Source organism: Yersinia intermedia, from assembly GCF_900635455.1.
Classification (GTDB): domain Bacteria; phylum Pseudomonadota; class Gammaproteobacteria; order Enterobacterales; family Enterobacteriaceae; genus Yersinia; species Yersinia intermedia.
Genome location: NZ_LR134116.1, coordinates 1,430,333 through 1,445,744, shown reverse-complemented (window position 1 = coordinate 1,445,744; position 15,412 = coordinate 1,430,333). Strand labels below are relative to the sequence as shown.

Below are 15,412 nucleotides of genomic sequence, written 5' to 3'. Positions count from 1 at the left end.
ATTATTTATCATCCATGAAATCGGCCAAGGTTTCTATATGATGAATCATAGACAATTTCTTTACTATTCCTAAACCAGGAAAGTGGCTCGGATTATGTAAGCGTCTAAATTCTTTAATTGCCGAGGTTTCAAGCAACATAGATTTCCCTGAGTTTAAGGCATCCATCAATTTTTCAAGTGATTGAGCAAATTTTCCCGCTGGGTCTGTCGGTGTGTCACGAGTTGTTGAAACAAAATGATAAATATACATTTCGTTTTCACGTTTTGAATTAATGCAAGTAAGATGAATCGCAACCGCATAAGCTGGTCCACCTGATTCACTATATTCATCACCAACAATCAAAAAATCACCAAAACCATCCATTCCTTCATCTTCAAAATTTAGATGGAGATCAGAAAAGAATTCGAAATCAGGATGATCAGCATTGCGTCTCTTAACAAACCCATCTTTAATTAGGACTCTTTCTGAACCTGCAAAATGTTTTCGATAGGTCTTTGAACAATGGTTAGAAAGGAATATATGTTTATAATCATCTCCGAATTCTTCGTGTAAAGCGTTTGGTTCATCGAAGCCTGCGTGAATGAAGGTAACATCATGAGCAAGCCCAGAACGAAGAAGGCTGTGAATATCTGCAATAGTCATCCCTTCTTCAAGGAGTATTCCTACAGATATCTTTTGATATTTACTGAATTCTTTTTTCAATAACTGGGCTATGCTTTGACCATCAGTAGAATGATCGCCACATGAAGGATTGATTATAACTATCGCATTTCCATCATTATCTTCAATTGATTTCAACGTTCGTTCTAGGCCATTCAGAGCTTCTCGCACAGGCTCAATAATTGGAGTAAAACCAGCCTCAGCCATCACATTAGCCGTTTCTCTAATAGCTAACAGTTCAAATTGCTTCCCGCGAAAATAAGGGTAATACATAGTTCGTTACTCCCATAACAAAGCCTCACAAAGAGGAACTTGCATCGTATTGATTAATCGCTCGTGATCCTTAAAGCGAAGCTGAATAGAAAGTGCTGCTGGTTGTAAAGATTTTGGCAAATTGAGAATTAACTCTCTTAAAGAAAGTAAACTTCTACTGTTCTTTAATGTCTTGATCATTAAACTATAAACTGAGAGAGCCGGTAGACTACCAAAAGTATCTTTCAAAAAACCATGCATTTGAGTATTAGGCAACTCTGGAATATTGACACCCAGTTCTGATGCGATAATTTTTGCCTCATTTAATCTTAAAGACTCAAAAATCGTTACGGGGCAAATAAAATCTAAAACCTCTATTGCTTCTCGTATAGTTGAAATGCTATTCCGATTAGTTAAACTTAGCACACCAATTGTCGATTCAGTAGTGTCTAGAACATCATCTATATGTTCAGAACCTGCGATCACATAAATCTTCCCGAATGCTTTTCTATAATTCGAAATTTGGTTTTTCAAGCGGCTAAGCGAATCTCTTTCAGATTTTATTTCATAAACCGTCCCTGTGCCATTCAATATGATAAGGTCAGCCTTACAGGAGCCGATTCTAAACTCATTTAGCATACAGGCAGTTCTTAACGAATGCTTTCCAAGCAAAAGATTGTGTGTGAGTGCAGAACGATAAACATACTCATTCCGCAAGCCAGTTTGTCTAAGTAAGGCAAATGCCTCATTGAAGGCTTCACCGACGGTAATCCCAAGTGTATCTGCATGGTCAAAAAGCTCGGTCTCTCGGAGAGAACGAGCAAACATAGGAGACTGCCCTCTTTTCGCTATCTCGTTGAAGACGGAAGCGGAAAAAAGTCTACTTAAAGCAGTCAATTGAAAAGAGTTAAGTTCGTTACTTCTCATCATGGTGAATCACATAGTCCATCGTTTTGAATCTTGTCGGATTGTCCACAAGACTCTTAGCACAACCCACTAACCAAGCGGCTTATCAAACGTGGGAGGCTATGAAAAATCTTCACCTTAGGTTACCAAACCAGCGGTATCCTGCATAGAAAAGTCTATTACCATCCTGTATGCATTCTAATGTAGTTTCTCGGAAAAGTTTTGATTGTGAGGCATGACACAATCTATTGATAATGTACGATAAAAATCACCTAGCGACTTGAACTCTAAGCGGTTCCTAGAGTAGTATTTGTAAGATAAGTAGACTTGCCTAATACTGGTAAATTCCAACTAAATGAATTAGTCATAATTATAGCCAAACTGAATAATAAAACGCTTTAAATCATTTTTTCTTATAAACAAGAGTCACAACATCGAAATGCTATCTAAATCCTTGTTCATGTTGGTGGTTTATCATATCATCGTAGAATAAATGACCTCCGGATACTATTATGGAAGATAAAATTAATTTTTTATACCAATCTCTGAACGATACTCAAGCTACTATTAAAGCCATTGATGTAAAAATTGGCTTCCTTTTTGTAATTGCATTTATGCCGATCACTGTGTTACAGACATTAAACAGCACTGTAATGGAAATTTGGTCTTCAAGTTCAATTTATAAATTATGCCTAATTTCGATATGTGGAACTTGGTTATTATCTGTAATATATCTATTTTTAGCTTTAACCAGTATATCAGATCCTAATAAGCATATGCATGGAGATAAACCAAGTGGATTGTTTTATGGAAAAGGTATTTTCAAGATTGAAACTGATAATTTTGGACTAAAAATAAAAGTAACTTCTAATCTCACAGTAGATGAGGTAGTTAGCAGTCTGCCTGACCAGAATGGAATTCTTAAAGAGTTAACATATGAGAAAATGAAGATCACATATATTAGAGAGATTAAACTAGGGTATTATTCTAGATCCACTAAATTAATGTTTTTTTGGTTATTTTTAAGCACAGCAATTTATTTAATAAATAATTTTATTAAGATATAAATATGAATAACGAACAAAAACCAGCATAGAATTTATAATTAATAGTTCACTTGATCAAGCTCAAGCACATTGGCAAAATGGTGGTTACAAAATAGCCACAGAAATGAGAAAAAGCCATGCTCAAGATAGCAGAATATTTGCAGGAAATGAGTCATTAATGCCTGGTCTCCCTCCTATTTATGAAGGACAAACAGTAATTGGTGAGTTCATAGCATTAGTAGCAGACATGCGAGACTCAACCAATCATTTATTACAAGCAATTTCGCCAAAGAATGCGAAAATATCAGATCTACAACGAGTATTTTACGAAACTTCAGCATTACTACCTTCTTTAGCCAAAGTCGTAGCCTTTCATGATGGAAAAACTACAGAATATTTAGGTGATGGAATATTGGCATTTTTCTTGGTTGATGAAAGTGACAAAACTGAAGCTATGTATAGGGCAAGAAGGGCTGCAATTGATATAATTGAAGAATTAAGGCCAATACTTAATCGTATTATTTATGAAAGATACAGCTTGCCAGAAATTGATCTTGGTGTAGGCATGGGGATTAGTAAAGCAATTGTTTCTTTAGTTGGATTGCCAAAAGAAAGACAAGTGAAAGCATTTGGTGAATGTGTATTTAGAGCGACAAAATTATCCTCTGGAAGAAATGAAATTTGTGTGGATAATAATTTACATGCTCAGTGGCCTTCGTCTAAAAATGGAACTTTACGTTTTAGGCAAAAAACATTCGGCACAGGTAGTAAAACTGTATCGGGATATCTGATTGAACTTTCAAAAAGCAGGTAATCAAAACATGAAAACATACAACCTTTTTATCAGTCATTCATGGAAGTATACTGATAGCTACGAGAAACTATTGAGCATTCTTAGCAATCGGGGGTATTTTAATTTTAAAAACTATTCAGTGCCAAGAATAGATCCTATAATAGGTGCTCAAGGCGATATAGCCCTTTACTCTGCAATAAAAAGTCAAATGTCACCAAGCAGCTCAGTTCTTATTTTGGCTGGAGTCTATGCATCATATAGTAAATGGATAGATGCAGAAATAAGAATAGCCAAAGAATATGGAAAACCTATTATTGCTATAGAGCCTTGGGGTTCAGAAAGAACATCAACGGTTGTAAAAAATGCATCAGATAGAATAGTAAAATGGAATGCCGATAGCATCGTTGCAGCTATAAGAGAACTATCCTGAGGTTTGTATGAGAAAAGCCCTATTTATTGGAATAAATGAATATGAAAGCATCCAAGACCTCAAAGGATGTGAAAATGATGCAATATCTATGTCAGAAGTGTTAAGCCGACATGCTGATGGAAGGCCAAATTTTGGTGCTAAAAAGTTAATAAACTCCCCAGCGAAGCCTGTAACACGCGAAGTCCTTGAAAAGGAAATTCAGACGTTATTTAGCGGTGATGCGGACATCGCTCTATTATTTTTTGCAGGACATGGATACTTTGATCAAAATATTGATGAAGGGGTCATCCTACCGTTTGATTATAATCAAAGTAAAAATAATGGCGTGAGGATAAGTGATATATTAAATTGGGCAAACAATGCAGATAAGATACGCAATAAAATTATAATACTTGACTGCTGCCAATCAGGTGCTGCTGGACAAATAAGGAATTTAAGAGGAGGTGAATCTCTAATATCAGATGGAAGCACTATTTTAACCGCCTGTCAAAGAGATGAGTTTGCCATGGAAGAAAATGGTCATGGTATCTTTACTACCTTAATGCTGGAAGCCTTGTATAGTGCGGGAGCTAATATATTAGGATATGTTACTCCGGGGAGTTTATATAGCTTTGTTGATCAAGCTTTGGGTGAGTGGGAGCAACGACCCGTATTTAAAACTAATGTTTCCAGGTTTGTTATCTTGAGAGAAACAGGTCCACGGATTTCCTTAGACACTCTCAGGATGTTACCAGTCTGGTTCAAAGAAGACTCATCCGTTTTCAATTTGAATCCTAGTTTTGAACCTGAATCCAACATGCCGGATGAAAATAATATAAACATATTTAAGCAATTACAGGCTTGTAATAGACACGGTTTAGTTATACCTGTAGATGCGGAACATATGTATTTCGCAGCTATGAACTCTACCGGATGTAGATTAACAGCTCTTGGTGTTTATTATAAAAAGCTTGCCGAGAAACAAAGAATTTAAAAATCAACATATCAAAGAGGGTAAATATATGTCTTCATTAGTTATAGCTGAAGTTTATATATATAAAGACAAAAACACATCGGGCGCAAAAAAAGTTGATTCGCTATTTATTACTTTTATTCCCAATAGTCCTACGTCCTTCCGATCACATGTGTCTCTTAGCTGTGCTCAAAAGTATGTGTTTAATGAAACTTTTGCAAATACCATTGAGGGGGAAACAGTGAAAAGTAATGAGTCTGCTGAAAATTTAAAATTCAATTACGATATTACTGCGAATAAATTAACCTGTGAAGATGATAGAACATCAAAATTCTCAGAGGAGTATTATAATACTCATAGTGAACATTCCCTCGCTGAAACACTCTTGGTTATTATTGAAAAAAATTCACTACAAGATACAATTTTAAATAATGAAAGAAATATTTCAGCAACTAATAAAAAACCATGATATCTTATTAATATATATGTATGATGTACTTTTTATCATTGCTTATAAAGCAGTCAAATACGATCCAGACATTCAAAAAATCTTTTATTTTTTTGTCAGGATAGTATATATGGCTGCTTTTATCTCCATTAGGATACTCCACCTGAGCTTCATAAAAACTGATCAAAACTCCTTTTTCAGTTATGACTCTCTTTTTTTCGACACTTATTACCCTCCCTGGTTGGCAAAAAACGTCCTCATATATATTGATTAAATTACTCATGATGCCTCCTTATTTATGTATTAGAATTAAATATTCCATATACTTCAATTTGTCAAGAGCTCTACCTTCAAGAAAAAGGAAGAAAAGAGATGCTCAGAACTTCTTTGATAATATTTTGGTGGCCATGTCGCCTAAAAAAGATAGATAAATTTCATAAAAACCAATAGAGTTGGATGAGTTTTTAAAAGAGGAAAATGGACTCTCTATGCAAATATCTAATAAAAAGAAAATCACTCTAACTCCCTGGAGTTCTAAATGGAGGAACATCTTCAAGAATGAATCTGATAATCTTAGAACCAATATATCTGGTGCAAGTTATAATATTCACATCGAGCATGTTGGTTCAACTTCAATAGAACATATTATAGCCAAGCCTAACATAGATATTTTGCTGACCGTAGATGAATGGAGTCATATTGCCGATATACTTCAGCATCTTGACACGTTAGGTTATAAAATTATTGAGCAATGCGATAAAACTCCGAGATATTTTTTAACTAAATCGGTTCAGTGTGACAGCATTGAGTCAATTAATTTGCATATAACCATCCCTACTTCAAGGTGGGGGACTGATATGTCTCTTTTTCGTGACATTCTAAATGAAGATGAAAGTCTCAAAAAAAAATATAGCGAACTCAAATCAGAATTAATAAAGAAACATCATAATGATCTGGAGTCCTACACTTCCGGGAAGTCTGATTTCATATCAAGTATATTAAGAAAAGAATACTCTCTATATGATGCTACCAATCTTTTGTCACATCAAAGAGCAGAGCTAGACATGGCTGGGAAGTATCAGATTAAAATGATGCTAGCACAATTTTTCTTGGCTATTTTATCTGCCACCTCAGTTTACATTGATGATAATTTTTTTCTTCTTTTAGTTGCTTTTTTCGGTGTAATTACAACTATACTTTGGCTTAGGTTTGAACATTTACAACAACGCCATCGACAAGCTGGTGATCAAGCCCGGCGTGCTCTGTTAATAAAAAATGGCCTTAAAGGAGTATTTTCAAATAAGCAAAATGTATCTATCTATAAAAATTTCACAGCATCGATTGATGATAAAAATCTTTCTATTGATACATATTTTTCAACTAAAAAAACGCCAGGGTATCAACGCCTAACTGAAATGATAGAAGAGTCATCATATTGGACATGTGCGTTGCAAAAAACCAGCGCGAAAATAATGTTATTGTTCTTAAGTTTATTATTATTATTGTTTATTATCATTGGATGGGTTTCCTCCGTGACTATTCAGTCCCCAACCATTTTTTCAATAGCGCGAACTTTAATTGCATTCTTGATATTATTATTATCCTCTGATTATTTAGGTGTAATGCTTTCATACTTTAATGCAACTAAAACCATTACTGATATTTTTGAAAGAATCGAAGGTATTGAAGGTCGAAATTATTTAGAGGCAGATGTTTTACTATTGATGTCGGATTATAATGCGGCTATAGAAAAAGCACCTAATACCCTACCATGTTTATATAAGATAAATAACAAATCTCTCACTAAAGAATGGCGGAGATATATACATCATAAAAATAATAGAAAAACCCTATAAGCAATCCTAATTCACATAAAACTCGAGGTAACTTCAGCTTTATGTGAATTGCATAATGAGATTTCATGTATTGACAATAAAATAAAGTAATCTATAAGTATATCAATTGAAGTCATATAAAAAGGAGTTTATATGGAAAAAAATCGGTGCCTAATATTGTCACAAACCCAACACATCTAAAAGCACAATCCCCGTTCCCCTCAGAATTTCTCCGCACCCATTGTGTTAGTGTTAGACTGAACAATATAGAATTACAATACCTTAATACCAAACGTGGTCCTAGAAGCAAAGGCGAATGGCTTCGTATGGCATCCCTACACAAATTACCCCCCATTATACCCGCTATTAATACCGAAGCGTGGAAAGCACTTTCTGAAATATCACAAAAGCTAAATCGTATTGCGACTCATATTGATGGTAAGAGCAAAGAAAGCCAGCTTACCCATACTGAACTATTTGCAGTCAGAAGACAGATCAGTGAACTTCGTCAACATCTTCTTAATGCGGATATTTGGAGTGTCTCTCGTGAAGGGTATGCAGAAGATCAAGAGAGGTAAGAACTTCTCAGGTGTGGTCCAGTATACATTGAAGCCTGGTTCACATCATAAAAGTGATCCAGTCGTTATCGGGGGCAATATGCTGAGTGACTTAGCCCTTGAACTGATTGCTGAATTTGATGACACCAAACAGCTTCGCCCGGAAGTAGAAAAAGCGGTGTGGCACAATTCGCTTCGGTTGCCCTGCGGTGAAAGCCTAACCAATGAACAGTGGGTATCATTTGCCAACGACTACATGCAACGCATGGGCTTCTCAGAAACGCATCTTAGGTGTTATGTGTTGCACGATGACGAAGCCGGCCAGCACATACATATCATCGCAAGCCGCATAAATCTCAGTGCCGGTAAACTTTACCTTGGCAGGAACGAAAACCTCATCAGCACCCGGATTATTAGTGAACTTGAGATTACTCATGGCCTTACTATTACCAAAGCCGCATCTTCAACCAAACCGGCACAACCGAAGCGGAAGAGAGTGTCCCGTAATGAGAAAATGCTATCTGAACGGACTGGGGAGCCCTCACCAAAAGAAGCTCTTCAACAGATCATTGATAAAAGTTTAGCTGATACGCCTGAACTGCTAACTTTTATCAAGCGACTCGCAGATAGCCAAGTGACCTGTAAAGCCAATATCGCTTCGACGGGAAAAATGAATGGCTTCTCATTTGAATACCAGGGTATTGCATTCAAAGCATCTCAACTCGGCAAAATGTATTCATGGGCGAATCTTCAAAAGCTTCTCAACTACGAGCCTGAACGCGAAAACTCACTACTACTGAATACCAGGCAAGTTGTTCCTGCTCCTGCTCCTGCTCCTGCTCCTGCTCCTGCTCCTGCTCCTGCTCCTGCTCCTGCTCCTGCTCCTGCTCCTGCTCCTGCTCCTGCTCCTGCTCCTGCTCCTGCTCCTGCTCCTGCTCCTGCTCCTGCTCCTGCTCCTGCTCCTGCAAGGATTTTGTCGTATAGACAGAAAGAAACACTAAGTATTTCTGAAAAAATTGCTTCTCTCGATTCAAAAATTGATGTTAAGGAGGATAAACGCAAACGCATAATCAAGGCCGTTTTCGATTTACAAAATTCTCAAAGAAGTAAATCTGCAAACGTTACTCGTTTTAACTCATGGCTCTTATTGATTAACTTATTGAAAAAAATAGGTTTCTCTTTATTGTATCCAGTCAGAAACTTTAAGAACATCTTCACTGTTCACCGCTTTCCCCCTCCTGTTCGTTCTCAGTTTACTGCAAATCTTAAACAACAAAGATAACAACCAATTTCATCGGCCTGAAAGCAACCACATCGAAAGTAGGGATTAATCCATTGATTTCACGAGATTGATTGATCGGTTTAACAGATCGATAATTTATCGTTGATAGGTTATATCTATCACAAGTAAGCCATCGATCGGTACAAACGTTTTTACTTCAGATTGGTAAACATCGAAGATTCATCGAGATAAGTTTAAACGTGGTTAAAAAATATCTATGTGGAAAATAAAATGAAAAAATATACTTTTGTTGCAGCAGTCATAATTTCTTCTTTCCTGCTTGCAGGGTGCGATAGCGAGCCCTCAGAAAATGATATTTCAAATGCATTAAACAAGTCTATAGAGAGTGGGAATTCTGCAGTTCGAGCCATTAACCCAAATGCTCCGGAAGCAATGCTTAGAACGCTAAACTCTGTTAAGAAAATTGATTGTGCAAAAGAATCTGATAAAAGTTACAAATGCAATGCTGAAATAAGTATTAATAATGAAAACAGAACTACACCAGTTAGATTACTCAAAACTGACGATGGCTGGAAAGTGATCGGCAATTAATGATTAATTACCTTACAAAAGCTCCCTTCTGGGAGCTTTTTTTTGATAGACGTATCACAACCTTACTCTCTTCCTCGAACTTCCCTTATTTATAACCCCCTTGCTTATCTCACGCTTCTCATACTGAGCTTTCAATTCAACGTAGACTTGCTCTAATCTGATTTGATTCCCTTCGATATAGTCAACAAGTGCATTTAATTGGATAAAAATGACATCTTTATTCCGTAATTTTTTAATGAAGTTACTTTTCATACATTTGAATACGCTGCAAAACATTTGCATAACATTATCAATATTACTAACAGAATCACTGTAAATAGCATGGGGTTGAAAATATTTCAGATGATATCCAACAAAGATCAAATATAACTTATATGTATATATTTCATCTTCTGGGTTATACGTGTCATTGATATATTTATCGATGAGCATGATTAGCTGCTCTTCTCTTGTTAGAGAATCTATTTTATTATCCATAAATTGCATCCTTGCAATAGGTTTGTCTTCCTGACTTAACTAAATAATTATCAGCTTTAGAGCAATTGTCAATAGGTAAAACCTATCAATCTAAAAATAAATAATAAAAATATCATTATACTAACTCAATCATTATTATTTACTTTTGATTAAATGGTCGATTCAAGTTCTCTGGTGAAACACCATGCCTGTAAGCATTATACTGCCAACGGGTAAACTGTTCCTTATACCTTTTATTTTGGCTTTTTAATGCGTCATTCTCTGCTTTAAGGTTCAAAATCTGCTGTGCAGCAATAGCTAAATTTGCAGGTTTCTTTAAATCAGATGCTTTCAAATTTAATACGTTCTTTTTAACTCTATACGCCTCGACAACCTCCTCATGTGAATTAAGTGATTGCCTAGTTATGGTTCTATTTAATTTTTTGTGTATTGACTCACACAAATTAACCCATGTGATTTTCCCATTCCACATTTTTATAATATATGTTATCTCCTTTATCTCACTACTACTCAAATGTTTTGCCATAGATTTTTCCTATTTTAGTTACCTAACAGATTGTTTATTCTATTTAAATTCAACTCATGATGCTTGATCCATTTTTCAGCACCATAGTCACCATTTTCAAATGCTACGTGAGTTAGTCTCTTGAACTCTATTATTCTATCTCTGATGATTAGAAGCCTATTCTTATCAGTTGGTTTTAGTTCTTTTAAGTGATTGTATGACTCAATATATTGATTTATTTTTTCACAAGGTAGAATTGCATAATCATGAATACAATAACCGCGTTCTGTTAAGTGTATTGCTCCATGCTGAAGATCATTTAAGTTCACAGCTAATCCTGCAGATGAGTTCGGCTCCTTATGGCAATAAGAATTTACATGGAAATCAATAGTTCCAACTTTTTCCACCATCTCTTCTTCTGAAATATGGTTATAAACACGGTTCTGATTTACATTGACTCTACCAGACCATTTTGAGATATCTAATTCCGACATTTCACCGTAATGAGCAATTGTGTTTAAAAGATGTCTTGGCTGGTGTGAACGAATGAGTAGTGGCTTTCCTTCCTCATCAAAGAAACCATATCGAGCAAAGATATTTTTATAACCATACTCATGACTTTCTTTCCATTGCATATCAACGGAAAAGAATCCTTTAGTAGGTTTATACAGAGAATAGATATTCGTCATTCGTGACAAAACAAGCTGATTATCATTAAGTAAACATAATGCATTACTATATTTTATAGATTTTTCTTTATCAAACCATGGGAAATTTTGGCTAAATCCTGAACGAATCATTTTCCATAGTTCAGTCAATGTGTATGCGTAATCACTTGCATTAAGGAAGGTCTTATTGCCATCAAGACTCGTCCTTTTAACTTTCAATATACATGCTTTTTTGTCATGCAAAGGATATCCCAATGCATGGCAGACCTGCTCAACTGTTAATTTCTCTTTTTCATCGACCAATGGACACAGTTCATGTCGATAAAACTCGTCAGGGTGATCTTCGCACCATATAGCCAGTGACCTTGCATTTCGAGAGAGATGACGTAGCCTTCTGACAGCTTTCTTTGCAACTGGCACCATAACTTGTGGAATCCACTTTATATTAGGCCCATATCCCTTAACTGAATAAAATCTCAAAGCATATCTTTCAATTCCCTTGCTATCTTGCTGGATAATTTCACAATCAGCAGGTAAAGCTAAAATCTCAGAAATTCGGCTTGGACAACAGAGGAGAAGCGCAAATACTGAACTTGTAAACATATCTCTTTGGCTCATTACATCATCATCTTTTGAAAAGATATCTGCAATAGCTAATAACGCAGACTCATTGGGCAATTTATCTTTTCTTTGATAGTCATCTATGACTGGAATATAATTATTTTTAACTTTTTGTTTTACCGAATTTTTCCAAGCTATATAGCCAGCTTTTACAAGATTATGTTCGTAAAGGAAATTGGATAATCTTTCAAGCTGTGTTCCACATTGTGCCAAAACATTACCCTTGAAATGTTTTCTTCCGATTTGCATTGCTTCATCAAAAATTATGGTTGTAACATTATAAATGAAACCATTACTACAAATCTGCAAAAGTGCTTGTTCAAGACACCTCAATGCCATCATCACAGATCCATAGCTCTTTAGCGGTTTTAGTGAGTGTTGATACTTAATGTATGCTTTAGCAAAATTAGCAAACTCGTCATGCATTGCATCTGCAGAACTGAATTTTTTGCACCCCACGCCGATCTTCCGAAATGTCGTAACTCCTTTCCACACACAGTTATCCCAATCTTTAATTTGAGTAAATCCAATCAATTTATAATGGCAAAACTTTATGAAGTTGTTATAATTATCCTCCACATTTATTGAATATTTAGATTTAAACAAAACGATATTATTCATTAACTGTTATCCTTAATATCTTCAAATGGGATAAAAAAAGCACATTGTTCACAAGGGTAATCTGAATTTTGCGATTGACATATTTTTGTCGAGAAAAACTTAAAAGCCAGGTCTTTTTTCGATTTCATCCCATACATAAAAATATCTGCTAAAAATGAAAGTTGCTTTGTAACAGCATTATCTATCCTTTCTGCACTATCGGCTAAGTTCTTAATATAAATCCCAACACTTGAAGTCGAAGAGTGGTCAAGCAATTCGGCAATGACGCTGGCATCATGACCATCCTGAGCCAGCAGTGTCGCTATCGTATGACGAAGTCTTCTTGGATTAATTTTTAGTAACAAACCTGTCCGGCTTGAAATTAAATTTTCAAATTTAACTATTCTAGTTAATGCAGCATGGGCTATTGAAGGCTTTGCATTTAATACATCATTATTTGTTAGCTCAAATATATTTTTTGTTTTCTCTAACTTGCACAGGCTTTGCTTGTTTAGAAATATAGGAATTTCTCCTTTAACCTTATCATCAAGAGACATGCCAAGAACTTTCTCAACAAGATCAACTGAATCATTGGCTTGCTTAACTATAATCGAAGCCAGGTGCGGGATTATAGCAATATCCCGATATTGTTGTTGTACATCTCGTTGTTTAACTCTTGGCATACTAATTAAGAATTCAGTTAAATCGCCACTTATATTCTTTTTTTTAATATCTTTATATTTTAACAGAACTAACTGCTGCGGCCTTCTTCCTGTCATGCTAATTAATAACGATATCGCATAATCTGATAATGATAATTCCCCTTTGCCATACGCATTAGTTATAGCTTTGATCAATGAATCAAGCTCATGTTTAGTTAGTGGTCCTTCATTCGGGTCGTCTTGCAAAACTGCCTGCCCAAATTTCTTTATTTTAAGATCGAAGTGTTTCAATAACTCAACTGCATTTTCATCAACTCCAGGATATCCAAACTCGAACCATTTAATAATAAATGGTCTTAAAACCCGTAAATTTGTAGGGTGGATATTTTTATATTGCATTACTGCCTTATCATTAATGCTTTCTGGCTGTATGTTCTTAATGAAATGCACCATATGATTAATTATGGTTTTTACGTAAGAACGACTATTACTACAAGCATATTGCTGCAATGTATTTATGAATCCATTAAGCAAGTTTACATTCATAATCTCGATTAAATTGCTAATACTTATTTTACTGTTCTCATCTAAACCTAATACCCTCTGGACGATAATGGTTTTACCTTCATTAGATTCTATTTTTTTATTGTTTTGCATAATATTATTCATTACACATTCCTTTAAATAGTGTCTTTTGAAGATCAATTGATGTCTTTTTCGAAATTTCGACAATATGCCTGCGATTATAGATTAATGAAGTGTCTGAACCCGGTCTCCATCCCATTAGGTAAGAACGGATTTGCTGTTCCTTTTCATCTGAGATGCCCCCTATTTCATCTATTGCTTTCGAAAACTCATAGTTCCAAGTATGTCTAAGTTTATGACCTGTCAATCCATCTAAAAGTGAAGATGATTGTCGAACAACGCTGACTATTTTATGATAGGAGGAAAATGATAGAGGTTGTCCCTGGGTTCGGCCTTCCTTGTAAGTAACAAAAAGAAAATCGTTCTTTTTCGCGTTTTTAATTTTGCGTCTATCATTTAAAATATAGTCTGAAATTTCCAGCATTAGTGTTGTATCAACACTCAGCTTTCTCTCACAAGTTTTAACCAATGGCTGGTATACTCGTGGATCTGATCTATCATTAGGTCTTCTTCTTATAGAGATTGTTGATTCTGAAAAATTGATATCGCTAATCCTTAAATTCAAAAGCTCACCAACTCTAATGCCAAATGAGTGAAGCAACAGAAATATCAGATTATTCCTTTTTTGTACATTCATTGAAAATGGGTTTGAATTACTACCGGGTGCAAGCACGTTAAATAAGGAATCAAGTTGATTTTCATCTAAACTTTTTTCAATATTCATATTATATTTACTGTTGTTCCTTGGCTGTTTTCTTTTGATGTTTTTAATGAAAATCTGTATCTCTTTAATCTTATCTTTCTGGCTTGAAAGAGAAAGATGAATTTTGCATAACCATTCTAGATAGTTAGCAATTGTTGTCACCCTGAAATATCTAGTTGGAATTTTAACAGCAATATCTTTAAAACTGTTAGGTTTTGCTTTCTTGAAATTGATCGATGTATACTCTATCAAGTCATCGATTTCATTAGGAGTCAGAAATATCATCTTCTGAATTCTTTCGTCAATCTCAATGTTCTTATTGTAAAAAAAGCGATATAGCAATGAAATGTTGCCTGCTATCACTTTCATTGTTGATATTGATTCAGAACGATTCCTGACTTGTGTTGTTATATACAGATTAGGATAAAAAAGTGGTTCCCCTGTTTCTTTATCAACAACATGACAATATCTTTCACCATTTTCAAACATAAATGAATCCACGCAAATACTACACATATATTCCTCCTAAAGTTTACAAAAAGTATAGTTCTAATATATTAGTAATAGACGGTTTTTAAATTTACAAAAAAAATTAAAGAGAATATTCTTAAAATTATATGTAAATCAATATATAACGATTTGAAAAATTACAATTTATCATCTGGTAGATCTAGTAACTATTATGTACACCTAATACTTAGAAACGAGTGTCAAACCTAACTAGAATAAGACACTCAATGTTTTCGTTAAGTATTTTGTAAAGTTTAACCCTGTATTTATCATTCAAACTTTACATTTTTGTAAATATTTCCATTTT

17 protein-coding genes are annotated in these 15,412 nt (G+C 34.9%); 9 read left to right on the top strand and 8 right to left on the bottom strand.

What is annotated here, in order from left to right; all coding sequences use genetic code 11:
• Position 1: 1 nt before the first annotated feature.
• A complete protein-coding gene (locus EL015_RS06730) occupies positions 2-934 on the bottom strand; it encodes a sce7725 family protein (RefSeq protein WP_005183509.1) in 933 nt (310 codons plus the stop codon).
• 6 nt (positions 935-940) lie between these two features.
• The gene (locus EL015_RS06725) at positions 941-1,741 is read right to left on the bottom strand and encodes a sce7726 family protein (RefSeq protein ID WP_241971674.1); all 801 of its coding nucleotides are present in this window, start codon (positions 1,739-1,741) and stop codon (positions 941-943) included.
• A gap of 590 nt (positions 1,742-2,331) precedes the next feature.
• Between EL015_RS06725 and EL015_RS06720 the strand changes: the two genes are divergently transcribed.
• From EL015_RS06720 to EL015_RS06700, 5 genes are all read left to right on the top strand, one after another.
• Complete coding sequence (locus EL015_RS06720) at positions 2,332-2,886, top strand: hypothetical protein (RefSeq protein WP_032905931.1); 555 nt, start codon at positions 2,332-2,334, stop codon at positions 2,884-2,886.
• 103 nt (positions 2,887-2,989) lie between these two features.
• The gene (locus EL015_RS06715) at positions 2,990-3,679 is read left to right on the top strand and encodes an adenylate/guanylate cyclase (protein ID WP_241971673.1); all 690 of its coding nucleotides are present in this window, start codon (positions 2,990-2,992) and stop codon (positions 3,677-3,679) included.
• Between the two features lie 7 nt (positions 3,680-3,686).
• Complete coding sequence (locus tag EL015_RS06710) at positions 3,687-4,088, top strand: TIR domain-containing protein (RefSeq protein WP_032905934.1); 402 nt, start codon at positions 3,687-3,689, stop codon at positions 4,086-4,088.
• A 7-nt stretch (positions 4,089-4,095) separates the two neighbouring features.
• Positions 4,096-5,061, top strand: a complete 966-nt coding sequence (locus EL015_RS06705) for a caspase family protein (protein WP_005183522.1) — start codon at positions 4,096-4,098, stop codon at positions 5,059-5,061.
• A gap of 28 nt (positions 5,062-5,089) precedes the next feature.
• Positions 5,090-5,509 (top strand): hypothetical protein, encoded by a 420-nt coding sequence (locus EL015_RS06700; protein WP_032905936.1) that lies wholly within the window; start codon positions 5,090-5,092, stop codon positions 5,507-5,509.
• A 7-nt stretch (positions 5,510-5,516) separates the two neighbouring features.
• Here the strand turns inward: EL015_RS06700 and EL015_RS06695 are convergent, their stop codons facing one another.
• Positions 5,517-5,771, bottom strand: coding sequence for a hypothetical protein (locus EL015_RS06695; RefSeq protein ID WP_032905938.1), 255 nt, complete (start codon positions 5,769-5,771; stop codon positions 5,517-5,519).
• A 205-nt stretch (positions 5,772-5,976) separates the two neighbouring features.
• Here EL015_RS06695 and EL015_RS06690 point away from each other — a divergent pair, with 205 nt between their 5' ends.
• The 4 genes from EL015_RS06690 to EL015_RS06675 all read left to right on the top strand — a co-directional run bounded on the left by EL015_RS06690 (position 5,977) and on the right by EL015_RS06675 (position 9,714).
• Positions 5,977-7,344: a GrpB family protein gene (locus EL015_RS06690; RefSeq protein WP_005183528.1), complete on the top strand. Its 1,368-nt coding sequence runs from the start codon at positions 5,977-5,979 to the stop codon at positions 7,342-7,344.
• 155 nt (positions 7,345-7,499) lie between these two features.
• The gene (locus tag EL015_RS06685) at positions 7,500-7,901 is read left to right on the top strand and encodes a hypothetical protein (protein WP_050413735.1); all 402 of its coding nucleotides are present in this window, start codon (positions 7,500-7,502) and stop codon (positions 7,899-7,901) included.
• Positions 7,879-9,162: a relaxase/mobilization nuclease domain-containing protein gene (locus EL015_RS06680; protein ID WP_126286776.1), complete on the top strand. Its 1,284-nt coding sequence runs from the start codon at positions 7,879-7,881 to the stop codon at positions 9,160-9,162. The genes EL015_RS06685 and EL015_RS06680 overlap by 23 nt, the downstream gene beginning before the upstream one ends.
• 231 nt (positions 9,163-9,393) lie before the next feature.
• Positions 9,394-9,714, top strand: coding sequence for a hypothetical protein (locus EL015_RS06675; protein ID WP_032905942.1), 321 nt, complete (start codon positions 9,394-9,396; stop codon positions 9,712-9,714).
• A 54-nt stretch (positions 9,715-9,768) separates the two neighbouring features.
• On the opposite strand, the gene EL015_RS06670 is transcribed toward EL015_RS06675, so the two are convergent.
• From EL015_RS06670 to EL015_RS06650, 5 genes are all read right to left on the bottom strand, one after another.
• Positions 9,769-10,200 (bottom strand): hypothetical protein, encoded by a 432-nt coding sequence (locus tag EL015_RS06670; RefSeq protein ID WP_005183538.1) that lies wholly within the window; start codon positions 10,198-10,200, stop codon positions 9,769-9,771.
• A 130-nt stretch (positions 10,201-10,330) separates the two neighbouring features.
• Positions 10,331-10,717 (bottom strand): hypothetical protein, encoded by a 387-nt coding sequence (locus EL015_RS06665; protein ID WP_032905945.1) that lies wholly within the window; start codon positions 10,715-10,717, stop codon positions 10,331-10,333.
• 14 nt (positions 10,718-10,731) lie between these two features.
• Positions 10,732-12,606 (bottom strand): hypothetical protein, encoded by a 1,875-nt coding sequence (locus tag EL015_RS06660; protein WP_005183544.1) that lies wholly within the window; start codon positions 12,604-12,606, stop codon positions 10,732-10,734.
• The gene (locus EL015_RS06655; RefSeq protein WP_032905946.1) at positions 12,606-13,916 is read right to left on the bottom strand and encodes a tyrosine-type recombinase/integrase; all 1,311 of its coding nucleotides are present in this window, start codon (positions 13,914-13,916) and stop codon (positions 12,606-12,608) included. Before EL015_RS06655 ends, EL015_RS06660 begins: the two co-directional genes overlap by 1 nt.
• On the bottom strand, positions 13,909-15,111 hold the full coding sequence (locus EL015_RS06650; protein ID WP_005183547.1) for a tyrosine-type recombinase/integrase: 1,203 nt from the start codon (positions 15,109-15,111) through the stop codon (positions 13,909-13,911). The genes EL015_RS06655 and EL015_RS06650 overlap by 8 nt, the downstream gene beginning before the upstream one ends.
• Between the last annotated feature and the right edge of the window lie 301 nt (positions 15,112-15,412).